This window comes from Wohlfahrtiimonas populi (genome assembly GCF_002006795.1).
GTDB classification, from domain to species: domain Bacteria; phylum Pseudomonadota; class Gammaproteobacteria; order Cardiobacteriales; family Wohlfahrtiimonadaceae; genus Wohlfahrtiimonas; species Wohlfahrtiimonas populi.
In genome coordinates this window covers 44,793-68,749 of record NZ_MVDN01000007.1, presented here as the reverse complement: position 1 = coordinate 68,749, position 23,957 = coordinate 44,793, and the positions used below count along the sequence as shown (strand labels likewise).

The following is a 23,957-nucleotide window of genomic DNA, read 5'->3' as shown; positions in this document are numbered from 1 at the left end:
AACTATTCAATCACATATAAATGAATCAACTGCTCTAACAATGTCTGCTTTTCTTTCAACAAAGCGATATCGCCACGTGTTTCAATATTTAATCTTAATAATGGCTCCGTATTCGATGCCCGCACATTAAAACGCCATTCAGGGAAAATTAATGTTAAACCATCCAATGTTTGCTTCACTGGCTGATCTTCCACAAAATAATTCTCCAAATAACGCAGAACTTCATCCGAATCTGAAACTTTAAAATTCAATTCGCCACTGCATGGAAAAGCTTGAATACTCTCTTCCACCAATGATTTCAGTGATCGATCAGAATTGGATAATAACTCCGCAATGAGCAGCCAAGGAATCATACCTGAATCACAATAAGCAAAAGCTTTGAAATAATGATGCCCGCTCATTTCTGCGCCATAAACAGCATCCGCTTCTCGCATTGTTTGTTTAATGTAAGAATGCCCGCCTTTAGACATAATCGCTTCACCTTGGTATTGGTGCGCAATGGCTTCAGTATTCCAAGTCAAACGCGTATCCATCACAACTTTACTCTGAGGATATTTCATCAACATCTGTTGAGCAACCAAGCCCATCAAATAATAGCCTTCAATGAAATTACCTTCATGATCAAAGAAGAAACAACGATCATTATCACCATCCCAAGCCAAACCAAAATCAGCTTGATGCTTAATCACTGCTTGCGATGTACTTAAACGATTTTCTGGCAATAAAGGATTAGGAATGCCATTTGGAAATGAGCCATTTGGCTCATAATTCATTTTGATCCATTCAATCGGTAAATGTGGAATCAATTGTTCTAAAGCTAAAGATGCACAGCCATTACCAGTATTGGCAACTACTTTTATAGGCTTAATTTTAGTGAGATCAACATAGCTGAGTAGATGCTGAATGTAAGCAGATTTATCATCATATTCAGTGGTTTTGCCATCAAATGTCAGTGCAGAAAATTGCTGCTGCATCATTCGATCTTTTAAACGCCATAAACCTGTATCTTGCCCCAATGGCGCGCTATCTTTCAAAGATAACTTCATGCCATTGTAATCCATAGGATTATGACTTGCTGTCACCATAATGCCACCATCAGTTTTTAAGGCAGAGGTTTGATAGCTCACTTCTTCTGTGCCACATAAGCCCAGCAAGATAACATCAACACCTGAATCCAATAGACCATTCATCAATGATAAATATAACATCAAGCTCGATTCGCGAATGTCATGTCCTAAAACAACATTTTTGGGCTGAAACTCAGAAGCATAAGCTCGACCTAAATCATAGGCAAAACTTTCATTCAGCTCTGTTGGTACAATACCTCTAATGTCATACGCTTTAAAGCATTTCATTTCATTCATATCAATCTCACAGTTTTATTGACCATCCAATCGCCTTTTAAATCCTTAAATTTTAATCATTCTTCCTATTTCGCCCTACGGGCAAAATAGGTTTTAGGCTCAGTTAAAGCGATTGTTGTATCTAAATTATCACAAGTCAAACTAGATATTTTTTACTAAATAAAAAAGGGCTATTTACATAACCCTTTTTCAATTTTGATTAACTTAAACCATTATGCAAATGGGTCTTTCAATACGATTGTCTCAGAACGATCTGGGCCTGTTGAAATTACATCCACTGGCGCACCAATCAATTGCTCAATGCGCTTAATGTATTTCTGTGCATTCACTGGTAATTCTTCAAATGAAGCAACGCCCACTGTGCTTTCTGTCCAACCTGCATGAGATTCATAAATTGGTTTGCAAGCTGCAAAACGATCAGCACCATAAGGAGGATAATCAATTTGCTTACCATCTAATTCATAACCGATACAGATTTTGATCTCTTCCATACCATCCAAAACGTCTAATTTTGTTAAGCATAAACCAGAAATACTGTTCACTTCTACAGAACGGCGCAATACAGGTGCATCAAACCAGCCACAACGACGTGCACGACCAGTTACAGAACCAAACTCATGACCACGTTCTGCTAAGCCATGACCCACTTCATCCAACAATTCTGTTGGGAATGGACCTGAACCTACGCGAGTTGTATAAGCTTTAACGATCCCCATTACATAATCAAAATACAATGGACCAACACCAGTACCAACTGCTGCACCACCTGCTGATGTATTGCTTGATGTTACAAATGGATATGTACCGTGATCGATGTCTAAGAAAGTACCTTGAGCACCTTCATACATTACGCTTTTACCTTCTTTACGAAGTGCGTTCAACTCTTCTGATACATCTGTCACCATTGGCAAAATACGTGGCGCCAATGCCATGATTTCATTGTATACAGCGTCAACTGACAAAGGCTCTTTACCAAAGTAGTTTTTCAATACAAAGTTATGGTAATCCATCACCAAAGTCAATTTCTCTTTGAAACGCTCTGGATAGAAAAGATCTGCAACACGAATCGCACGACGCGCAACTTTATCTTCATAAGTTGGACCAATACCGCGACCTGTTGTACCAATTTTGTTTACGCCTAATTTTTCTTCACGCGCCAAGTCAATCGCTATGTGATAAGGCATCACTAATGGACAAGCTTCTGAAATTTTCAAACGCTTATCAACATCAACGCCTTTTGACAACAACTCATCCATTTCGCTCAATAGAGCAACTGGAGACAACACAACACCATTACCAATGTAGCAAGTAATGTGAGAACGCAAAATACCTGATGGAATCAAACGTAAAACTGTTTTCTTACCGTCAATCACTAATGTATGACCAGCATTGTGGCCACCTTGGAAGCGAGCAACTGCTGTAGCTTTTTCTGTGAGAAGGTCAACGATCTTACCTTTACCTTCATCACCCCATTGAGTGCCAACGACAATGACATTCTTACCCATTTGTTTNNAATTAAGATGTCGCCATCCTTTTTAATACCTTTCTGATAGACTTCTAAACTACGATTAAATTCATAAAATTCTGGATTTGCAGAAAATGCTTTTGCATAAATGCTTGTTGCTTCTGCATCGCCTTCACCGCGTAAAATTTCAGCACGCTTATAAGCATCTGCCAACCTAATTTCACGCTCTTTATCTGCATTTGCAACTTTCTCAATGTAAGTTGCCTCACCACGTGCGCGGAACTCTTTTGCTGCACGTTCACGCTCTGTATTCATACGATCATAAACACTTTGCTTAACATCCTCAGGCAACTCAACACCTTTGATGCGCATATCTACGATTTCAACACCGTATTGACGGCCTGTTTCACGAATATTGTTCAAAATGTCATTCTGAATCACAGAACGAACAGTTTTGTTAGTTGTACCATCAAAACCTGCAACCACTTCTTGAAGATTACGATTTGCAAATTCTGCACGGTAGTTATCTTGTACAACTGGCTTCAATAAACTATTCAAACGCATTGCATTACCTTGAACACGTTCATAGAATACTTTTGGATCAGCCACACGCCATTGCACAAATGTATCCACGATCAAGTTTTTCTTTTCCAATGTCAAGAAAGGCTCTGGATCTGTTTCTAGTGTTTGCAAACGACGATCATATTTTCTAACAGTGTTAATGAATGGCACTTTAAAGTGCAAACCTGGGCCAATGTTATTCTCTTGAACAACACCGAACTGCAAGCGAATCGCAGTCTCCCACTGTTTAACAACATAGATTGAATTAGCTAATAAAAATCCTACAACAGCTAATAAAATAACGATTGGTGTAAATTTCTGATTCATGCTTTGTCCTACTTCCTAAATTAACGACCATCGCGACGGCTACGAATAGCACGTTCTTGAGTAGTTTCTTGTTGAGATAGACTATTTTGGCTTGTTGAAGGTGTTACTAAGCTACCAATCGCAGGTAATTTTTGCGAAGATGTGCCAGTACTTGATTCTGAAGCTTTTGCCGAATCCGCTTGAGATTTACCTTTCAATAATTGATCCAATGGTAATACCATCAAATTATTACTGTTTGTATTCATCAAGACTTTATTTGTATCTTTAAAGATTGTTTCCATTGTATCCAAATATAATCTTTGGCGAGTAATGGAAGGTGCTTGTGCATATGCTTGGTTCAATAAAGTAAAGCGATTCGCCTCACCTTCTGCTTTCGCGATCACACTTTGCTTGTAACCTTCTGCTTTTGCCAATTCACGCTCTACTTCACCGTTTAATCGACCCAATACATCTGTTACATATGTTTCAGCTTGGTTGATCATACGTTGTTCATCTTCACGTGCCTTAATTGCATCTGTAAAGGCTGCTTGAACTGGTTTTGGTGCTTGTGCATCTACCAAGTTTACATTAGTAATATTTAAGCCAATATTGTATTGATTCAATACTTCTTGAGCCAAAACTTTAACTTCAGCCACTAATTGAGCACGGCCAGATGTTAAAATTGCATCCAAACTTGTTTGGCCGACGCGTTCACGCAGTGCACTTTCTACAACATCACGCAAAACTTCATCAGGATTAGTTGATGCAAACCAATAGCTAGCTGGATCCGCACGATTAATTTCATATTGAACTTCAACACGTACATCTACAATTGCTTCATCTTTAGTTAGCATCATTGTTTCATTGCGACCACCAATTGTTGCAGAAAAACGATTTTCTACGTTGATGATACGATGTTCACCTATTGGCGACGGAAAACGCCAATGCATACCTGGGCCTGTTACTGCTTGCTCTTTACCTAAGAACAATACAACGGCATTATTCCCTGTATCAACAATATAAATTCCAGTTAACATCCATAAAAGAAATGCACCAACAACACCGAAGCTAACTAATTTTCCACTCACACCACCAAAAGGGATATTAGGCGTGCGATTATTATTGCCACCATTTGGGTTGCCATTTCCATTACCTTTATTTTGAGTTGATTTACCCAAAACTTTATTTTTGAGATCTTTTAACAAAACATCCAAATCAGGCATATCTTCCTGTTTCGGCTTTTGCTCTTGATCACGTGATGGCTCTTGTTGTCCACCAGTATTGTTTCGATCTTTTGGCTCATTCCAAGCCATTTCCAAAGTACTCTCTTTCATTTTTCCCTTAAATAAATTCAAGAATGTTTTAGACAAAAGTGGAAATAAATTACCAATTTTTGCCATAAATTGCATCTAAAATCTCTAATTGAGGTATTTTTGGGCATCATCATCTAGTTTCACTAAACGATCCCAATCTGATTTTTGCATAAATAACTCTATAACAAATTCGCCATTCTCATTGATAGACTCATTTTTTACCGCATTTAACTCGAATAGCTTAGCACGTAATCTACCTTTTGAAGGTGGTAAAATAATATTTTTTGAAATATGTTTCTCTTTAAAATAAACAGCAATAGAATCTTTTAGTGATTGAATCCCCAAATCTTTTTCTGCAGAGATCCAAACCGATTGAGGTATACCTTCATCATTGTAAGTAACATGCGGCACAACATCATCTAAGCAATCAATCTTATTGTTCACAAGAATCCTTGGCACTTTATCCGCGCCAATCTCTTCTAATACTTGTGCCACTTGTTCGTTTTTGAATTCTCGTTCAGGATCAGATGCATCGACAACTTCTAATAATAAGTCTGCATCTACAGCGCTTTGTAATGTTGAATGGAATGCTGTCACTAATTCATGTGGTAATTTAGAAATAAAGCCAACTGTATCCACGATTACAACATCACCAATATTATCTAAAAATAATGTGCGATGTTTTGGATCCAACGTTGCAAACAGCTTATCTTCCACGTATGTTTCAGCATCCGTTAAACGATTAAATAAACTAGATTTACCCGCATTCGTATAACCAACTAACGCAATCACAGGCACGCATAAGCGATCACGCAAAGCTTGGCCTTGATGACGAACTTGCTGAACTTTTTCTAGTTTCTTTTTCAATTGTTTAATTCTTAGACCAATCATACGTTTGTCCATCTCTAATTGAGATTCACCGGGGCCACGTAATCCTACGCTACCGCCACGTAAACTATCTAAGTGAGTCCACATTCGCACTAATCGAGACGAGATATGGGTGAGCTGTGCTAGCTCAACTTGAAGTTTACCTTCAAAGCTCTCTGCTCTCTGTGCAAATATATCTAAAATGAGTGCCGTACGATCTAACACACGGACATTTAAATATTTTTCTAAGTTACGATTTTGACTGGGTGAAAGTTCATGATTTACGATGACAACATTTGCGCCTAAGGCAACAACTGCTTCACGGACTTCCTCAACTTTACCAGTTCCTAAGAAATATCTTTGATTAGCCGCAAGCAACTTTCCTTTGATCAAAGTAAGTTCACTGACATCAGCAGCTTTAACTAGCTCTTGAAATTCACTGATTTCTTCTGAATGTGAGTTTTGAGATTGTAAAGAGACCAAGATTGCTTGGTCTCCTTGATTTGATTGGCTTTCGTTTTCGAACATTCTAAATATGATTCGTACAAAAGCTCAATTCTACCATGAAATCCTAATTAAATAGTAATTTCAGCTTCTGATTCTTCAGATACTGCTTCTTCGCCATCAAAGCTAACGCGAATGCTACGTGCAGGTACGATTGTAGAAATCGCATGCTTATAGATCATTTGGCTAACGTTTGAACGCAATAAAACTACGAACTGATCAAAAGACTCAACTTGTCCTTGTAATTTGATACCGTTAATCAAGTAGATTGATACGGGAATTTTTTCCTTACAGAGCACATTCAAGAATGGATCCTGTAGAGATTGTGATTTTGCCATTGTTATATCCTTCACTAATAATTAATTAATTTTGTTGAGAAAATTTGTTACATCTTTTATTTTCGACTGTATCTGCATACCAATCACCTATAAACATACTTTAAATGATATGGAGCGCGTTATTGATTAAAACAACTAATACTGGCAAGTTAATTAGTATTTTTTTTAATCAATGCAGAGCTAGATCAATACTTATACAGTTTTCACATCGATGATAAAAAAGTATAGAACATATCCGTAATAATTCAGTTATTATCTTTACTATTTTATATCAGACTTTGAAATACAATATATTCAAAATATTACAACTAATTAGCATTAATTTACATATTTAAACATTTAATTATTATCAAAGCCCCCTTAATTGAGACGTCACTAATCTACAAAATAAGGGATATGACATCTTAGATCCATTTTCTTATACGTCAAGTTATATTATATTTTTTTTGTAAATATCCCTAAACGTAGAGTAATTATATAGACTTAATTTTATGAAATAACTAATTTTGATAGATTTTTTTTACAGCCTTATAGAACTTACCGTTCTAAAATTGTTATGATCCATTCCTCGATTAGTAGACTAGGTTAACATTCTATGAGTAAAAACAAAAAAAAATTTGTCTGTCAGTCCTGTGGAAGCATCACTCAAAAATGGTCAGGCCAGTGTTTAGACTGCCAAGAATGGAACTGTATTGAAGAAGTTATGGTTGAAAAAACTTTACCTTCATCTTCTCGTTTATCAGGCTATGCTGGTACAGCTGGTAGCAATGCCATCCAAACCTTAAATAATATTAAAAAAGAAGAACATCAACGATATGATACAGGGTTAACAGAGCTTAACCGTGTTTTAGGTGATGGCTTAGTTACGGGCTCTGTCGTACTCATTGGTGGTGACCCTGGGATTGGCAAATCAACTATCCTTTTACAAACTATGGTGCATTTTAGCCAAACTTTAGATGTTCTTTATGTCACAGGTGAAGAATCACCAAGCCAAATCGCCCTACGTGCAGAACGCTTATCATTGGAACAGAGTGATCTTAAAATTTTATCAGAGACATCTGTTGAAAAAATCATCGCAACTGCTGAGGCACTATCTCCTAAAATTATGGTCATCGATTCAATACAAACCATATTTACCGAATTTCTTAGTTCTGCACCTGGTAATGTTGCACAAGTGAGAGAAAGTGCAGCGCTTTTGACACGATTTGCAAAACGTACAAATACAGCCATTTTCTTAGTGGGTCACGTCACAAAAGAAGGAGCAATTGCTGGCCCTAGAGTTTTAGAGCATATGGTGGACTCAGTTTTATATTTTGAAGGTGAAGTGGGTTCACGTTTCCGAGTTATGCGTGCTTATAAAAACCGTTTTGGGCCTGTGAATGAACTCGGTATTTTTGCAATGACAGATAAAGGCTTGCGTGAAGTTAATAATCCCTCCGCAATCTTTTTATCTCGCAATGAAGAGCCAAGCGCAGGCAGTGTCATCATGGTAACCAAAGAAGGCACTCGCCCATTATTAGTAGAAATTCAAGCTTTAGTGGATCAATCCTTTGGTAATTATCCTCGCCGCGTCACATTAGGTATTGAACAAGCAAGATTAACGATGCTCTTGGCAGTATTACATCGCCATGCAGGTATTGCAATGAATGATCAAGATGTTTATGTCAATGCTGTGGGTGGCGTAAAAGTTACGGAAACTGCATCTGACTTAGCTGTGATTGCAGCAGCATACTCAAGCTTTAGAAATAAAATCCTACCTTCTAATCTAATCATTTTTGGTGAAGTGGGTTTGTCTGGGGAAATTCGTCCAATTCCTAATGGTGAAGATAGATTGAAAGAAGCTTTCAAACATGGATTTAAGCAAGCAATTATCCCTAAAGGCAATGCACCACGCCAAACACAAAATGGTTTTAAAGTTGTCTCTGTTTCAAAATTAGCAGAAGTCATTGATGCATTATCTGAAATGAGTCGATAATTATTTTTATAATCAATACGTAATATATAAAAAATCCCGCAGTATACGGGATTTTTTATTATAGCTTTAAAGAATTTTTTGAATGCTAACGCGACCTTTATGCAAATCTAATTTAGGTCGTTCTCCGCCCTCACACTCTAGCTGCCCCAAAATATCCCCAGAGCATTCATAACCTAAATTATCAGGATCAGTTGTATATGCACTATCATCTTTACCTACAATGTCTATAATTTCATTTTGCAAATCATTATCCAATTGGCTTAAATCTGTAGTGCTATTGCCTTCAGGATCACTGACAATATCATCACCCGTCACACCACCAGGCGCGGTATTGGTTGTACCTTGATTCATGATACCTTTTTTACCAGATGAACCACCTGTTTTCACATTGAATGATAACAATTTACCAAAGGCTGCATCCGCCAAACATGGATCATAAACATTACCCACAGAATATGAAAGATCCCTTTCATGTATTCCCCATGTTGCAAATACTACAGCATCTGTTCTCGCATCATACTTAGGATTTTGTATAACACGTTCACCTGAAGTAGAACCATCGGCCAACAATCTCATACTCCATCCATATTGATTCACATTTGACTCTGAACCAGAAGCTTTAGGAGTTTCAATATCTAATTGATATTTATTTTCTGATAAATAATCAATATTAGCTCCATCTTTATAACTAACTTTGCCGACTTTTAAATAATTTTGAGATAAAAGTGGTTTCAATGCCACATCATTTTTCGCTAACTCTGCAACTGTTGCAGTTGAATCTACTGAAGTACGGTTATGATCTATAATATTGTAAATACTATGTTCAACCAATGAATTCTTGCCTCGATCCAACTCTTTGCTTACTGCAATTCCCGTACCAAACGATATATTATATAAACCTGATGATTTATTTTTTATCACCAATGGTTTAACAGAAATTGCCGATTGCCCTAAATTATTTGGGCTAGTTGAAGCCTTAAATAAAGCCGTTACCCTAACAGCATTTTGATCTGTAAAATCTTGGCCATTAAAATCTATTTTATATAAAGTTCCAGAATAATCTCCCACATAAATACGATCTAAAACTTGACCATTATTAGCTGGATCATTACGTACAATGATTGAAGGTGTTGCTGCTCCACCACCATTTTTGCTTAAAATAATTTCTTGTAACTTTTCGCCAGTATAAGCATCAATGAAATATAAAACTGATTGATCAACACCGAAACCATTACCGAAAATTGCAACTGACTGCCCACGTTTGTTATTGCCTTGATCTACAAGGCGGTTAAAAAATTCAAAGCCCGAATATGTATAACCCAAGTTTTCAAAACCTTTCGTTCTATATTGTTCTGGCCCTTGGTTGGTAATTTCAAATAATGGCAATACTTTATCAATGGTATCAGCAGCATTATTGGAAGGAGCAACTGAGCGATCTACAGAGTCTTGAGAAGCCGCATAAATTCTGTAACCTACTAATCCTTTTCCTCCACTACCCATCGCAGTCAAACCTATCGTTGCATAAATATCGCCAACAGTTTGTTGATACACTTTCGCATCTGTTAAATTTGTTTTGCCTTCCATCACTAAAGTTGCTTCTCTATTATCCTTAGCAATTTCATCTAATCGATGAGCCAATAGCTGTGGGAAGTAAGCTGTATTACGAGCACCAGCTTTCTCATTACCAGTTAATCCTCGCTGTGCATTAATAAAATTGATAAATCCATCATTATCCGTCACGATCAATAAATTTGTAGGCTGATACTTTGCTTTATATTTTAAGTATCCAACCAATTCTTTACTTAAATTTCTTGACATTTTTTCTTTAACAACATTGATATTCAATGCATCTTTATTCACCAAAGCTAAGTCAGAGTTTGTAATACTACCCATTGGCTGCAATCGCCCTCTCAATTGATTTGGATGAGTTGTTTTTTCAAAGTCCACTAACCAATCGATGTAACTTTTATCAAATTTCACACCATAATTAGTGGCATCGAAAATGCTACTAAACTGCTTATTTACACTTGCATCTGTTAAGTATGTAAACTTAGTGCCGTTATTACCTTTACCCGAATCTATGAACGTCAAATAGCGCCCTTGGTTAGATTTAATTGTTGTATTAGTATTCCACAGCTCTAAAGTCGAAACCACAGGCTCTTTTTTCTTACTTCCCGTAATCTCTTTATATTCACTGATATATGGTACAACTGCACGAATATTACCAATTCGCTGTCTAAAATTATACGTTGTATCATAACGAATCGTTCCAACAGTTGACAAATCAATATTACCACCTGAAATAGCTGGACGACCATCTAGCACATCAGCATTATTTCGATCATTCGTTGCTAACGTACTACTTGTACTTCTGATGATAGAAGAAAAGATCGTGTCAAATGCCAACATCAAATCTTCAGCATTACCATCACCTTTAGCAAACCCTAAATTCATCCCTTTTGTTGGTTGAGTCATATCTGTATAAATGTAAGACTTAGGATCAACAAATAAGCTCACACTGTGAGTAAAAATAGGCATAGGAATCGACAATGCATCATTCCATGCTTTACCTGCATCATCCTTATCTTTCTCAACCCATTGCCCATTTTTCAAAATAGGCTTATGTGCTGATCTTAAATCCACTTTCGATGTTAATTCACCCATTTTCTTGCCAGTCGTTGTTGCTGTCACAGATTGGTTAACATCATTCACATATAGATCTTTAGCAGAAGTACTCGATGTGCTCATGCCATCATTTTTACCAATTCCCCAAACTTTATAATCATTGGGTTGCCCATCCGTCATAACAATTAAATGATTCTGCTGACAACGATAACGCAATGGTGTTGGATGCTGAACATACGCATAAAAGCAAGAAGAACCTTTACATTCTTTTTTAACCACAGGAAATTGGGTAAAACGTTCATTTACACCAAATGCCGTAACAGGCTGCCCACGAAACATTTTAATGGCTTCATAAACCGCAGGATACATTGGTGTATTTCCTGGAGAATTTTTAATAAGCTTTGAAACAGGATCAATGGCTGTAGATTTAAAATTTTGCTCAGATAAGCCTGAATAATCATCAATAGGTAACCTAATTAAACCATTACCTTTATTTTTACTCCCATCATCATTAACCTGCCATAAAAATGAAACACCTAAATAAGCTTTATCTCGATATTTATACATGACTGATTTAAATGCATAATCTAAAGCTTCTGTACGTGTAACATCTGCACACTCCATAATTCTTGGTGGCTTCTTTTTACCATCAATGAGCCCATTTTTAGCACTCGAATCATCCCATGGTATATATCTACCTTTACTAAAAGGATCATACTCTCCTAAGCGTTTACGTTCGTTATGCCAAGCAGTACTTTGCCTTTTACACACAGGAGAGCCAAAGCTATAGGCATGTTCTGGCATCACAGTGTCCTTTGCTTTCATAGATGCAGAATCATCAAAGAGCATATGAATATTCGGTTTTGCTTGAGGAGTACTAAAAACTGGTGATGTTGATGGCTCAAATGTATTTGCTTCTGCCATCACTGCCATACCAATTGCTGGTATTAAGAAATGTAGTATTTTTATCGATGCTTTATGATAGTTCATATGATTACTCTCACCATAGTATAAATTATTATTCACTCATTCTATGTAACCATTATGTAAATTACCAGACAAATAAATAATTATTTTTACTTTGTAAGCAATATAAATTATCTAAAGAAATATTAAATTACACTAAACACCTTAGAAATACTTATACAAACTCTAAAAAAAGCCAAGGGTGAAATATCGAAAAATATGCTTTAAATCAAAAAAGCCCCACAATTGTGAGGCTTTTTTTAAAATTAATACTTTGTTTTACACTTCTACCAAAGAACCTTCATCTGGGCGGTCAATTTCTAAAAGATCAACTTCACCACTTAATAAAACTTCATCAAATGCAACTTTATCAATGTTACACTTTAAAAAATTAGCAATTAAGTACATGTCTTTTTCAGCATTACCCAAGCATGATGTACCACCTGGTGATGGTGTCATATTAAATACAATACCTGTACCTGGATTGATTTTTGCTTCACCCATGATCAATTTACGCTGATTCTTATCAATCACTTGTGGACGAATACCACCGAAACCTTTAGCAAATTTCACATTATTGATTTCCAATGAAGGGATGATTTTTTTCATCTCTTTTAAGAATAAGCGTTCACGTAAATATGGAATTTCATACAAGAAGTTTGTCAAAGTATAGTTACGAATATCTTTAACTTTCATCAACTTCCATAATGCAGACATTGTACTTGGCGCCAAGCTAAATACTTTCCAGAAATCTGCAAATGTTTTCAAGTTACGACGTTCTAATACAGGCAATGCAATTGCAGTCGGTCCAAAGCGAGTTTTACCAGGAACAGCAATGTCAGGATCACCATGAACAGCAGCAAATGGTAAATTAGGGTTTTGAACTGTATAAACTTTACCGTTCAATACCTCTGGTGTGAAATAGTATGATCCACCCATTGGTAAACATGCTAAGTCTAAACCATAACCCATTTTATGAGCAAATAACAAAGAGTGACCACAAGCAGATACAACGACGTATTTAGCCTCTACAACACCTAATTTAGGGTTAGCTGTATGAACTTGGAATACATCACCAACTTTTTTAATATCCACAACTTTTGTAGATAACATGATGTCACAATCAGCTTCACGATTGTCCGCAGCTTTCTTTGCTTCTTTCACAAAAGACTCTGACAATGCACGATAGTTACACGCAACATATTCATCTAATGCACCTAATGCAAAGATTTCTTCATCTTCAGGGCGGCCTTCAACAATTTTTGGCTCAATTGCACGAATACCTTCTCGGTCCAATGCTTTTAAATTTGGGAAAAGAGGTTTAAATTCTTCAAAGCGCGCTCTTAAACCGTCGCACTCTTCCTTACCCACACCTAAAACCATTTTTGGGTATTTAGCAACAATGCCACTGCGATCTTCTTCTGCTAACTTCGTTACATAGTTAACAATCATGTTACCTGTACGCTTAGTTGCTTTCGCTTTTTCGTATGTATAGTTTGTTTCAATATCGCCCTTGTGTATCGTTTGGCTATTATTGAAGCTTTGTGAGTTAACTGAAGCAATTGCATCATATTGTTCCATCAAACCTATCGTTTTTAGGTCTGTAAAACGAGACAATTGATATAAAAGCGACGTACCAGAAACGCCACCACCTATGATTAATACATCAAATTTTTTCATATCCCCATTCCATTCAGAGTAGACTCGACAACCTTTCATATAATACTGGAACCACGTTTTTTCTCAAAAGAAATTTAATAATCATGACGAATGAAAAGTTGTCAATAAGTAGTCAATTATTCAAACTATTTTCCGATACAGAAGCTTGAGAATATTTCACCCAATAATTCATCTGTTGTGAATCTGCCTGTAATGAGACCAATATCATCTTGTGCTAAACGAATTTCCTCTGCAACTAGATCAATACTATGGCCTTCATTTAATAATTTTTTAGCAATATCTAAATGTTCTAAACTTTCTCTCAAGGCCACCAAATGGCGCTCTCTTGCACTGAACATGCCTTGACTTGGTTGGAATTGTACCGCTTCTACAATCGCATCTTTTAATAGCTCAATGCCATCATTACGCTTCGCTGAAAGCATGATTGTATCCTCTATTCTGCCAACTTCATTGCCAGTTAAATCGATCTTGTTTCGAATATGTAGTATTGGTACATTTAATGATTCTAGTAGTGCATCCTTCTCAGCACTTTGATCTTGATCGTCATGTATCCATAAGATCAAATCTGCTTTTTTCATCGCTTCACGCGTTCTACGAATACCTTCTTGCTCAATCACATCGCTTGTTTCACGTAAACCTGCTGTATCAATGATATGAAGTGGCAAACCATGGATGATGATGCTTTCTTTCAATGTATCGCGTGTTGTGCCTGCAATATCCGTCACAATCGCACTCTCTTCGCCAGATAATGCATTCAAAATACTAGATTTACCTGCATTCGGTTTACCTGCCAATACAACAGTTAAACCATCAGTGAGTAATTTGCCTTGATTCGCATTTTGCAATAAATTTAAAATATCCGTTTCTACAGCATTCAAACGAGCCATCACATTACCATCAGAAATAAAATCAATGTCTTCTTCACTAAAATCAATGGATGCTTCCACATAAACACGCAAGTGAATCAATGCTTCACTGATCGTACTAGTTTTTGTGGAAAACTGACCTGATAGAGAATTCATGGCGGCTTTAGCTTGTGCTTCACTTTGGCTCATAATGAGATCGTGAATCGCTTCTGCTTGCACAAGATCTAACTTACCATTCAAGAATGCGCGCTCTGTAAATTCGCCCGCTTTAGCAGGCTCAGCGCCTAATTCATATACACGTTTGAGAACACGGTTTAAGACAACCAATCCGCCATGGCCTTGCAACTCCACAGAATCTTCACCAGTGAACGAATTTGGTCCTTTAAAGTAGATTGCAATGCCCTCATCCATTACTTCATTTGCACCATTATATAATTGTGTAAATGTTGCATGACGAGCCACCAAAGTTTCTTTTTGGCAAATCTCTAATGCAATGGCATAACTTTGTGGACCTGAGATACGAATAATCCCAACACCGCCGATGGAAATACCTGATGCAATCGCAGCAATGGTTGTCTCTTTCATGATTCCCTCATATAAAAAATCTCCTATAACGTCACCATTATAGGAGATTTCATATCAAATAAACTAAAAACTATGCCTTAAAAACAACACTCCTCGCCGTAGGCGAGGAGTGTCACAAACAAGGATTAAATATAATTATGCTTTTGCTTTTTTTTCAGCAGCTTCAATACGGCGATTGATCAACCACTGTTGTAGGATTGTTAACAAGTTGTTCACGATCCAGTATAAAACGATACCTGAAGCAAACCACAAGAACATGAAACCGAATACTAAAGGCATGAACTTCATGATTTTTGCTTGCATTGGATCTGGTGGTGGTGGGTTAAACATTTGTTGAACAAACATCGTGCCACACATAATGATTGGTAAAATGAAGTAAGGATCCATAATCGCTAAATCGTGAATCCATAAGATCCATGGTGCTTGGCGCAATTGAACACTTTCTTGCAACATCCAGAACAATGCAATGAAGATTGGAATCTGGATCAACATTGGCCAACAACCACCCATTGGGTTTACTTTCTCTTTACGATAAAGCGCAATTGTTTCTTGACCAATCTTTTGTTTATCACTGCCATACAACTCTTTTAAGCGTTGCATTTCAGGTGCTAAATGGCGCATTTTCGCCATTGAGCGGTAACCTTTTTCTGAGAAAGGATATAAGATTAATTTTACAGTGAAAGTTAATAGAATAATTGACCAACCATAGTTACCAACAAAACCGTGAAAGAATTCAAGAATGATTAACATCAATGCTGAAATTGGGCTAAACCAACCGTAATCCAAAGTTAATTCTAATTTTGCATTACCATCTTTGCCATCAGTAGCTTTATACTCACCCGCTGCAACTAAGTCTTTCTTAATTTTTGGACCAGTATATAAGCTGTTTTTAAATTCGTGTGTTGCGCCTACTGGAACAGAAACTGTTGCGGAATCCATCAAACGAACCATTGCCAAATCACCTGGCAACTTAGCAACTTCAACTGTATGTGCTGAACCATCTAGCGCCAACCATGCAGAAGTGAAGTATTGTTGGATCATTGCCGCCCAACCATAAGTCCCTGCTTGTTTGATTGCTGGTGCATTTTCAATCAACTTATCAAAAGGTATTTTCTTATAAGTTTCTTCACCCATAGAGAATACAGGGCCAGTATAACTTGATGCTCCCACCATGTGGCCGCTTGCTTTAGGATCTTTCTGAACCAATTGCAAATAATTCAAACCAACCCAAGGTGCAGATGCATTGTTAGTTAATTTTTGCGTGAAACCAATATCATAGCTACCACGTTTGAATTCATAAATTTTTGTTAAAATTGAACCAGTATCAGGATCAACGTAAGTCATAGGCACAATGATGCTATCTTGACTATCTGCTAACGTGTAATGCTCTTTTTCAGCATTGAATGTTGTCACATTATGAGAGAAGTTAGCTTGGCCTGTTGCGCCAATTAAACCTGTTTGGCTCACAAATAAGCGTGCAGGATCAGAAGATAACAATGCAAATGGTACATCTTTCTTCTCTAAGCTCTCAGAGTATTTCAATAATTTAACATCGGAGATGTCACCACCCGCCAATGTAATATTGATGGATAACACATCTGTTTCCACTGTAATTGTTTTAGCTTGAGTCGCCATTACATTAGGAATTGCCAAAGTATTAGGCGCATTCACAGCAGGAACGGAGCCATCAGCAGCTGGCGAAATTGATTGCGAAACTTGTGCAGTTTCAGCAGTCTGGGGTGCTACGGGTAAATTTACTGTTTGCCATTTATTAAAAATCATAAAGGCAAGCAACCCGAAAATCGCCCAGAGTATTAATCGATTATTTTGCATAGTAATATCTTTAAACTCAAAAATGAACAAAAAAGCTTCTACGGAACAGGATCTTCACCGCCATCACAAAAAGGATGACAACGAATTAAACGCCTGAATGTGAGCCAACAACCTTTGATCGCGCCATGCTTACGAATGGCTTCAATAGAATAATTTGAGCACGATGGAGTAAAGCGACATTGCTGCCCAACCCACGGACTCAAAAACAGTTGATACATTTTAATTAAACCAATTAAAATTGTTTTCACAACTTCCCTACTTTATCCCAATGTTGTTTCAATGATTGATGTAACAGCTCACGATTATCTAAGGAAACGTTGCCTTTGACAAGCACTACTATGTCAAAGCCCATCAATTTTTCCTGATTTAATCTGAAAGATTCACGCACAACACGTTTAACTAAATTACGGTCATGGGCTTTTTTCAAATTCTTCTTAGCGATGGCAAGTCCGAGTCTTGCTTGCTTTGGGGATAATTGTTTTTTGGCTAGAACAGTAAAAAAACGATCAGATAATCGCGCGGGATGATCAAAAACATAACCAAAATCTTTGGCTGTTAATAAACGCTGTTCTTTAGTAAAACTGTATGACATCAAGATTATCTCTTTCTAAAATGTAAAAAGGCGCCTTAACAGCGCCTTTTTAGCAATAATCAATGATTATGCAGACAATTTTGCACGACCGCGAGCGCGACGGCGGTTTAATACTTTACGGCCATTCTTAGTTGCCATACGTGCACGGAAACCGTGGTCACGTGCTCTTTTGATTACGCTTGGTTGAAATGTACGTTTCATAATGAATCCTTAATATATTCTTTAACGCAAAAAATAAACGAAAATTTTATCTTGTTACAAGAAAAAGTCAAGTTATAGTTTTGCTTCGCTTCGTAAAACCTCAGCTTTATCCGTTTTTTCCCAGCTAAATGCAGTAGCTTTTGTCTCTACATTATCAGAGTTCTGATATGTAATTTCGTATGGATCACGACCAAAGTGACCATAAGCTGCTGTTGGCTGATAAATTGGGTGCAACATATCCAACATAGTCGTAATTGCATAAGGACGCAAGTCAAAATGCGCACGTACTAAACGTTCGATTTCTGCTTCTGGAATTTTATTTGTGCCAAAAGTTGTGATGGAGATAGATGTTGGTTCAGCCACGCCAATTGCGTAAGACACTTGAATTTCACATTTATCCGCCAATCCTGCTGCAACAATATTCTTTGCAACATAACGACCAGCATAAGCTGCTGAGCGGTCAACTTTGGATGGATCTTTACCAGAAAAAGCACCGCCACCATGACGAGCCATTCCACCGTAAGTATCCACAATGATTTTACGACCAGTTAAACCACAGTCTCCGACTGGGCCACCAATCACGAAGTTACCTGTTGGGTTGATATGGAATTTAGTATTTTCTGTAATCCACTCTTTTGGAATCACATGCTTGATGATCAATTCCATCACTGCTTCTTTCAAATCCTTTTGAGAAACATCAGGATTATGTTGAGTTGATAGAACAATTGCATCAATACCTTGGATTTTGCCATCATTATCGTATACAAATGTAATTTGGCTTTTTGCATCTGGTCTTAACCATGGCAATAGACCTGATTTGCGTACTTCTGATTGACGCTCAACCAAACGGTGTGCATATGTAATCGGTGCTGGCATTAAAACATCAGTTTCATTCGATGCATAACCAAACATTAAACCTTGGTCACCTGCACCTTGATCTTCTGGTTTAGAACGATCAACACCTTGAGCAATATCTACGCTCTGTTTACCAATCATATTGATGATTGCACAAGTTGCACCATCAAAACCTACATCTGAAGAGTTATAACCAATACCAGTGATCACATTACGTACTAAGTCTTCTAAATCAACCCAAGCACTTGTTGTAATTTCACCTGCAATGATTGCAGCACCTGTTTTCACCAATGTTTCACATGCTACGCGTGCATGACGATCTTTCTGGATTATTGCATCCAAAACAGCATCCGAAATTTGATCGGCAATTTTATCTGGATGTCCTTCTGACACAGATTCTGATGTAAATAAATAGCTCATATTGAATTCTCTCAAAGAAATGGTGAGTCCGAGGATTTTTCATCCTAAGACAATACATATTGTACCCTTGTGCCCGAAACGTGATAGCCACCGAGCACAATCCATCTAACAAAAAGCCCATCCTATACAAATGGACTTTACTATTTTATCAACTCTACAATAAGAATCTAGAATTATTTTACTTCAACCAAACCTTTTGCAATTGCACGGTTCAATGCTGAGATCACTGCATCAATGGATGCTCTTGCTGTATTTGCATGAATTGCAACACCAAATAATGTTTTAGCTTCCACTTGCATCTCTACAAATGCGACCGCTTCAGCTTTAGAACCTTGGCTTCTTGCATGCTCGTGATAACTCACAACATCCACATTAATATTCAAAGTTGTGTTCAATGCATTCACTAATGCTGCAATTGGACCGTTACCTTGCCCTTTTGCTGCACATTTTTGTATTGGTGTATGAATCGCCACTGTGATTTCTGTATGACCACTTTCATCTTCCACAATATTGATTGGCTGTTCAATTGACACAGATCCTTTATTTAAGAACTCACGATTGAACAAATCAAAGATCATAGGCGATGTCACTTCAATGCCTTTGCCATCCGCTTCATTTTGCACAACGCGGCTGAATTCAATTTGTAAACGACGTGGCATATTGATACCATGATCTTCTTCCAATAAATAGGAAATTCCGCCTTTACCTGATTGGCTATTCACGCGAATCACAGCCTCATATGAACGACCGACATCGATTGGATCGATTGGTAAATATGGCACTTTCCACATTTGATCAGGATTATTCTTAATATCAGATAAACCTTTACGAATCGCATCTTGGTGCGAGCCAGAGAATGCTGTGAACACCAATTCACCCGCATAAGGATGACGAGGATGCACTTTGATCGCTGTACAATACTCCACTTCACGCACAACTTTATTGATCTGTGAGAAATTCAATTTTGGATCTAAACCTTGTGTGTACATATTCAATGCCATTGTGATTAAATCCACATTACCTGTACGCTCACCATGACCAAACAAACAGCCTTCTACACGATCACCACCTGCCATTAAACCCAACTCAGTTGCAGCTACAGCACAACCACGGTCATTGTGCGTATGCAAGCTCACAATCACACTATCACGGCAACTAATGTTACGGCAGAAATATTCGATTTGATCCGCATAAACGTTTGGTGTTGCCACTTCTACTGTTGCAGGCAAGTTGAAAATGACTGGCTTTTCTGGCGTTGGCTTGACGACAGCGACGACGGCTTCACAGACTTCCACGGCAAATTCCATTTCAGTATCTGTAAAAATTTCTGGTGAGTATTCAAATGTCCAATCTGTTTCAGGATATTTCTTCGCTTCTTCAACAGCCAAGCTCATGCCAAACACAGCCAATGCTTTCACTTCTTCTTTTGTTTTATTAAATACAACACGGCGGAATGTTGGTGATGTTGCGTTATAAATATGCACAATTGCTTGTTTACAACCTTTCAATGCTTCAAATGTACGCACAACCAAGTCTTCACGCGATTGTGTCAATACTTGGATTGTTACATCTTCAGGAATACGATTCTCTTCGATCAAACGGCGCACGAATGTGAATTCAGTATCAGAAGCTGATGGAAAAGCCACTTCGATCTCTTTAAAACCACATTCGATCAACAAATCAAACATTCTTAATTTTTGTTCAATATTCATTGGCTCAATCAAAGCCTGATTGCCATCACGCAAATCTGATGACAACCAACGTGGTGCTTTATCAATCACTTGATCTGGCCAAGTGCGATCTTTCAATTTCAATGGTGCAAATGCTTGGTATTTAGTTTGTGGGTTCTGGATCATGATGTTTTCCTCTATTCCTGCTGAATTAATTTTTGATGTTTCAATTTTTGTTTATGTAAAGTTATTTAGACAATGATAATCGCAGCAACAAAGCATAACGCCATACGAACCAGCGTCGATGATCACGATTTAACTTAGAATTTGTGGAATTTTGATACTCTCGTGCAATCAACATAAAAAAATCTCTTCTCGTTTCTTATTCAAAATATTTGCTATGCCCATAGACACAGCGAAGGCTGCAATCTTTGCGATTACAGCAGAATAAGTCGTAGTAGAGATTTGTTCATTACATTAGTTTTCATGTCAATTAACATAAATAGATTTTGAACATTCGTCAAGCAGAAAAAATATATTTATTATCTTTTATAAAAGACACATATTTGATCAATTTTTCATGCAACATGATTCTATGCTCGCAATCACCTATCCTAATCCCCAGATTTATCGTTATACTGAATTGAATTTTTAACAGCAATCTTTCAAAGGAAGAAATTATGTCTGAAGAAAAAATGAAACTCGTAACATTTGAAGAATTAAAATCTCTCATGAAAAATAAATTCATGAAAGCTGGCTTGCCTGAAGTTCATGCAGCAGCTGTTGCGGATCACTTAGCTTATGCTGATTCTCGTGGCGTTCATTCTCATGGTGCTGTGCGCGTAGAATATTACTCAGAGCGCATCAATAAAGGCGGTAGCAACCCTAACCCAAACATCACATTTGATCAAAAATCTGCAAGCATTGGCATTTTAGATGGTGATAATGCTGTTGGTCATTACATTGCACAATTAGGCACAGAAAAAGCCATTGAACTTGCAAAAGAAACTGGCGTGGGCGTTGTTGGTATGAAGCGTTTAGGTCATTGTGGTACTTTGTCTTACTTTGTGCGCCAAGCAACAGAGCAAGGCCTAATCATGATCTCTATGTGCCAATCTGACCCTATGGTTGTGCTATATGGCGGTGCCGAGCCTTACTTTGGTACAAATCCAATCGCATTTGGTGCACCGCATAAAGATGGCGCGCCAATCATTTTCGATATGGCAACTACCGTGGGCGCTTGGGGTAAAATCCTAGATTCACGCGCAAAAGGTAAAGCAATTCCTGCGGATTGGGCGGTAGATTCTAATGGTAATCCAACAACAGATCCTAATGCAGTTGCAGGTTTAGTGCCAATCGCAGGCGCGAAAGGTTCAGGCTTGATGATGATGGTGGATATCTTATGTGGCGCATTGCTTGGTCAACCTTCTGGTGGCTCAGTATCTTCAATGTACGCTGATCTATCTGCTGGCCGTGAATTGGGTCAAATCCACATTGTATTGAACCCAGAATTTTTTGCGGGCTTAGAATCTTTCTACAGCACGATTGAAAAAATGGTGGGTGAAATTCACGGAATGAAACCAGCAGAAGGTTTCAGTAAAGTTCAATATCCTGGTGAGAGAAGTGATGCAACATTTGAGAAATACCAATCAGCTGGTATTCCAATTGTAAAAGAAATTTATGATTACTTAGTGAGCGATGATATTCATTTTGACCGTTACGATGGCATGGATGCATTTGCGAAAAAAGATTAATATTACCAAACTATAAAAAATCCAGTGATTATGCTGGATTTTTTATTACAAACCTAATTTTCTCTTATCCCTAATGTATGACATAAAGCATAAGTCAACTCAGAACGATTCAAAGTATAAAAATGAAAATCTTTCACACCTTCTTTACGAAGCAAGCGAACCATATCAATTGCAATGCTTGCACCTAATAATTGTCGTGTTGCGGGATCATTATCCAGCCCCTCAAAGCGCTTATGCAACCAATGGGGTACTTTTACATTTTGTGGCCCAGCAAATTTTAAAAGCGTTTGATAATTTGTCACAGGCAAAATACCAGGAATAATTTCAGCTTCAATTCCCACAGTTGCACAGCGATCTCTAAATCGCAAATAAGCATCCACATCAAAAAAGAATTGTGTAATTGCTTGTGATGCACCTGCATCAATTTTTCTTCTCAATGCAACCAAATCTGATTGAGCGCTTTTAGCTTCAGGGTGAACTTCGGGATATGCAGCTACAGTAATTTCAAAATCATGCACTGCTCGCAAAAAAGCCACTAAATCCTCAGCATGAATATCAGGCTTAATCTGCCCTTCAGGCACATCACCACGCAAAGCCAAAATATGTCGAATACCCATATCCCAATATTGGTTCACAATATCCAAAAGCTCCGCACGCTCCACATCAACACACGTTAAATGTGGTACTGGCGTTAATGATGTTTTATGGATGATTTCTTGGATAACTTTATGTGTACGATCGCGCGTACTTGCATTTGCACCATAAGTTACCGAAACAAATTTTGGATTCAAACCTTTTAAGCGCTCAATGGATGACCATAAAGTTTCATACATTTTGTCGCTATTGGGCGGAAAAAACTCAAAAGATACATTCAAATCATTCGGCAAATCAGCCAAATTTTGGTTCAATAATTCCACCTGCGAGACTGCGCTTAAACTCATAAACTAAACTCCTTATCATTAGAATTTTAACGTTTAATCTTATAGAGTACTTGCGCACACACTTATCTCCCATTGATTTGGAGGAGTTAGCACCTTGTCAGCTGATAGGTTGCTGGGTTTCACAGGGCCATTCCCTCCACCACTCTTGATAAGTAAACGTTTTGTTACACGTTCGTAGACTATAGCGAGAGATTTAATACTTTGCAACATATATCCAAACAACTTTAAATTTTCAAATATTCAATGAATCTTGAAAACTGATCAATATATTAATTA

General features: G+C 37.5%; 18 protein-coding genes and 1 riboswitch. Of the genes, 2 read left to right on the top strand and 16 right to left on the bottom strand.

Features of this window, described 5'->3' with window-relative positions; all coding sequences use genetic code 11:
* Positions 1-2 precede the first annotated feature (2 nt).
* The 6 genes from BZK16_RS09040 to hfq form a co-directional block, all read right to left on the bottom strand.
* Positions 3-1,364 (bottom strand): phosphomannomutase/phosphoglucomutase, encoded by a 1,362-nt coding sequence (locus BZK16_RS09040; RefSeq protein ID WP_077928569.1) that lies wholly within the window; start codon positions 1,362-1,364, stop codon positions 3-5.
* Between the two features lie 212 nt (positions 1,365-1,576).
* Positions 1,577-2,812: an adenylosuccinate synthase gene (locus BZK16_RS09035; protein WP_233145263.1), complete on the bottom strand. Its 1,236-nt coding sequence runs from the start codon at positions 2,810-2,812 to the stop codon at positions 1,577-1,579.
* Positions 2,737-3,717: a protease modulator HflC gene (gene hflC / locus BZK16_RS09030; protein WP_233145253.1), complete on the bottom strand. Its 981-nt coding sequence runs from the start codon at positions 3,715-3,717 to the stop codon at positions 2,737-2,739. The genes BZK16_RS09035 and hflC overlap by 76 nt, the downstream gene beginning before the upstream one ends.
* 20 nt (positions 3,718-3,737) lie before the next feature.
* The gene (hflK, locus tag BZK16_RS09025) at positions 3,738-5,096 is read right to left on the bottom strand and encodes an FtsH protease activity modulator HflK (RefSeq protein WP_233145252.1); all 1,359 of its coding nucleotides are present in this window, start codon (positions 5,094-5,096) and stop codon (positions 3,738-3,740) included.
* A gap of 18 nt (positions 5,097-5,114) precedes the next feature.
* Positions 5,115-6,404, bottom strand: coding sequence for a ribosome rescue GTPase HflX (hflX, locus tag BZK16_RS09020; RefSeq protein ID WP_077928567.1), 1,290 nt, complete (start codon positions 6,402-6,404; stop codon positions 5,115-5,117).
* A 47-nt stretch (positions 6,405-6,451) separates the two neighbouring features.
* Entirely contained in the window at positions 6,452-6,718 is a 267-nt protein-coding gene (gene hfq, locus BZK16_RS09015) for an RNA chaperone Hfq (RefSeq protein WP_077928566.1), read from the bottom strand.
* 595 nt (positions 6,719-7,313) lie between these two features.
* On the opposite strand from hfq, the gene radA reads away from it, so the two are divergent.
* The gene (gene radA, locus BZK16_RS09010) at positions 7,314-8,693 is read left to right on the top strand and encodes a DNA repair protein RadA (protein ID WP_077928565.1); all 1,380 of its coding nucleotides are present in this window, start codon (positions 7,314-7,316) and stop codon (positions 8,691-8,693) included.
* A 66-nt stretch (positions 8,694-8,759) separates the two neighbouring features.
* On the opposite strand, the gene BZK16_RS09005 is transcribed toward radA, so the two are convergent.
* The 9 genes from BZK16_RS09005 to leuA all read right to left on the bottom strand — a co-directional run bounded on the left by BZK16_RS09005 (position 8,760) and on the right by leuA (position 21,172).
* Positions 8,760-12,308 carry a pilus assembly protein gene (locus tag BZK16_RS09005; protein WP_077928564.1) on the bottom strand — a complete coding sequence of 1,183 codons (3,549 nt, stop codon included), beginning with the start codon at positions 12,306-12,308 and terminating at the stop codon, positions 8,760-8,762.
* Positions 12,309-12,563: 255 nt separating this feature from the next.
* Positions 12,564-13,964: an FAD-dependent oxidoreductase gene (locus BZK16_RS09000; protein WP_077928563.1), complete on the bottom strand. Its 1,401-nt coding sequence runs from the start codon at positions 13,962-13,964 to the stop codon at positions 12,564-12,566.
* Between the two features lie 125 nt (positions 13,965-14,089).
* A complete protein-coding gene (gene mnmE / locus BZK16_RS08995; protein ID WP_077928562.1) occupies positions 14,090-15,415 on the bottom strand; it encodes a tRNA uridine-5-carboxymethylaminomethyl(34) synthesis GTPase MnmE in 1,326 nt (441 codons plus the stop codon).
* Between the two features lie 135 nt (positions 15,416-15,550).
* A complete protein-coding gene (yidC, locus tag BZK16_RS08990; RefSeq protein WP_077928561.1) occupies positions 15,551-17,248 on the bottom strand; it encodes a membrane protein insertase YidC in 1,698 nt (565 codons plus the stop codon).
* A gap of 38 nt (positions 17,249-17,286) precedes the next feature.
* Positions 17,287-17,496, bottom strand: coding sequence for a membrane protein insertion efficiency factor YidD (gene yidD, locus BZK16_RS08985; protein ID WP_077925032.1), 210 nt, complete (start codon positions 17,494-17,496; stop codon positions 17,287-17,289).
* Positions 17,493-17,840: a ribonuclease P protein component gene (gene rnpA, locus BZK16_RS08980; RefSeq protein WP_077928560.1), complete on the bottom strand. Its 348-nt coding sequence runs from the start codon at positions 17,838-17,840 to the stop codon at positions 17,493-17,495. The genes yidD and rnpA overlap by 4 nt, the downstream gene beginning before the upstream one ends.
* 66 nt (positions 17,841-17,906) lie before the next feature.
* The gene (gene rpmH / locus BZK16_RS08975; protein WP_077928559.1) at positions 17,907-18,041 is read right to left on the bottom strand and encodes a 50S ribosomal protein L34; all 135 of its coding nucleotides are present in this window, start codon (positions 18,039-18,041) and stop codon (positions 17,907-17,909) included.
* 72 nt (positions 18,042-18,113) lie between these two features.
* A complete protein-coding gene (gene metK, locus BZK16_RS08970; protein WP_332881394.1) occupies positions 18,114-19,316 on the bottom strand; it encodes a methionine adenosyltransferase in 1,203 nt (400 codons plus the stop codon).
* Between the two features lie 173 nt (positions 19,317-19,489).
* Positions 19,490-21,172 carry a 2-isopropylmalate synthase gene (gene leuA / locus BZK16_RS08965; protein WP_077928557.1) on the bottom strand — a complete coding sequence of 561 codons (1,683 nt, stop codon included), beginning with the start codon at positions 21,170-21,172 and terminating at the stop codon, positions 19,490-19,492.
* Between the two features lie 494 nt (positions 21,173-21,666).
* Between leuA and allD the strand changes: the two genes are divergently transcribed.
* A complete protein-coding gene (gene allD / locus BZK16_RS08960) occupies positions 21,667-22,740 on the top strand; it encodes an ureidoglycolate dehydrogenase (RefSeq protein ID WP_077928556.1) in 1,074 nt (357 codons plus the stop codon).
* Between the two features lie 53 nt (positions 22,741-22,793).
* Here allD and metF read toward each other — a convergent pair whose 3' ends face one another.
* Complete coding sequence (gene metF / locus BZK16_RS08955; RefSeq protein WP_077928555.1) at positions 22,794-23,681, bottom strand: methylenetetrahydrofolate reductase; 888 nt, start codon at positions 23,679-23,681, stop codon at positions 22,794-22,796.
* A 59-nt stretch (positions 23,682-23,740) separates the two neighbouring features.
* A riboswitch (SAM riboswitch) is annotated at positions 23,741-23,836 on the bottom strand.
* Positions 23,837-23,957 lie beyond the last annotated feature (121 nt).

Excerpts from the sequence above, each read along its gene's own strand:
- BZK16_RS09040 (WP_077928569.1), bottom strand. The coding sequence starts at position 1,364 with ATGAATGAAATGAAATGCTTTAAAGCGTATGACATTAGAGGTATTGTA.
- hflK (WP_233145252.1), bottom strand. The coding sequence starts at position 5,096 with ATGGCAAAAATTGGTAATTTATTTCCACTTTTGTCTAAAACATTCTTG.
- hflX (WP_077928567.1), bottom strand. The coding sequence starts at position 6,404 with ATGTTCGAAAACGAAAGCCAATCAAATCAAGGAGACCAAGCAATCTTG.
- hfq (WP_077928566.1), bottom strand. The coding sequence starts at position 6,718 with ATGGCAAAATCACAATCTCTACAGGATCCATTCTTGAATGTGCTCTGT.
- radA (WP_077928565.1), top strand. The coding sequence starts at position 7,314 with ATGAGTAAAAACAAAAAAAAATTTGTCTGTCAGTCCTGTGGAAGCATC.
- BZK16_RS09005 (WP_077928564.1), bottom strand. The coding sequence starts at position 12,308 with ATGAACTATCATAAAGCATCGATAAAAATACTACATTTCTTAATACCA.
- BZK16_RS09000 (WP_077928563.1), bottom strand. The coding sequence starts at position 13,964 with ATGAAAAAATTTGATGTATTAATCATAGGTGGTGGCGTTTCTGGTACG.
- mnmE (WP_077928562.1), bottom strand. The coding sequence starts at position 15,415 with ATGAAAGAGACAACCATTGCTGCGATTGCATCAGGTATTTCCATCGGC.
- yidC (WP_077928561.1), bottom strand. The coding sequence starts at position 17,248 with ATGCAAAATAATCGATTAATACTCTGGGCGATTTTCGGGTTGCTTGCC.
- rnpA (WP_077928560.1), bottom strand. The coding sequence starts at position 17,840 with ATGTCATACAGTTTTACTAAAGAACAGCGTTTATTAACAGCCAAAGAT.
- rpmH (WP_077928559.1), bottom strand. The coding sequence starts at position 18,041 with ATGAAACGTACATTTCAACCAAGCGTAATCAAAAGAGCACGTGACCAC.
- metK (WP_332881394.1), bottom strand. The coding sequence starts at position 19,316 with ATGAGCTATTTATTTACATCAGAATCTGTGTCAGAAGGACATCCAGAT.
- leuA (WP_077928557.1), bottom strand. The coding sequence starts at position 21,172 with ATGATCCAGAACCCACAAACTAAATACCAAGCATTTGCACCATTGAAA.
- allD (WP_077928556.1), top strand. The coding sequence starts at position 21,667 with ATGTCTGAAGAAAAAATGAAACTCGTAACATTTGAAGAATTAAAATCT.
- metF (WP_077928555.1), bottom strand. The coding sequence starts at position 23,681 with ATGAGTTTAAGCGCAGTCTCGCAGGTGGAATTATTGAACCAAAATTTG.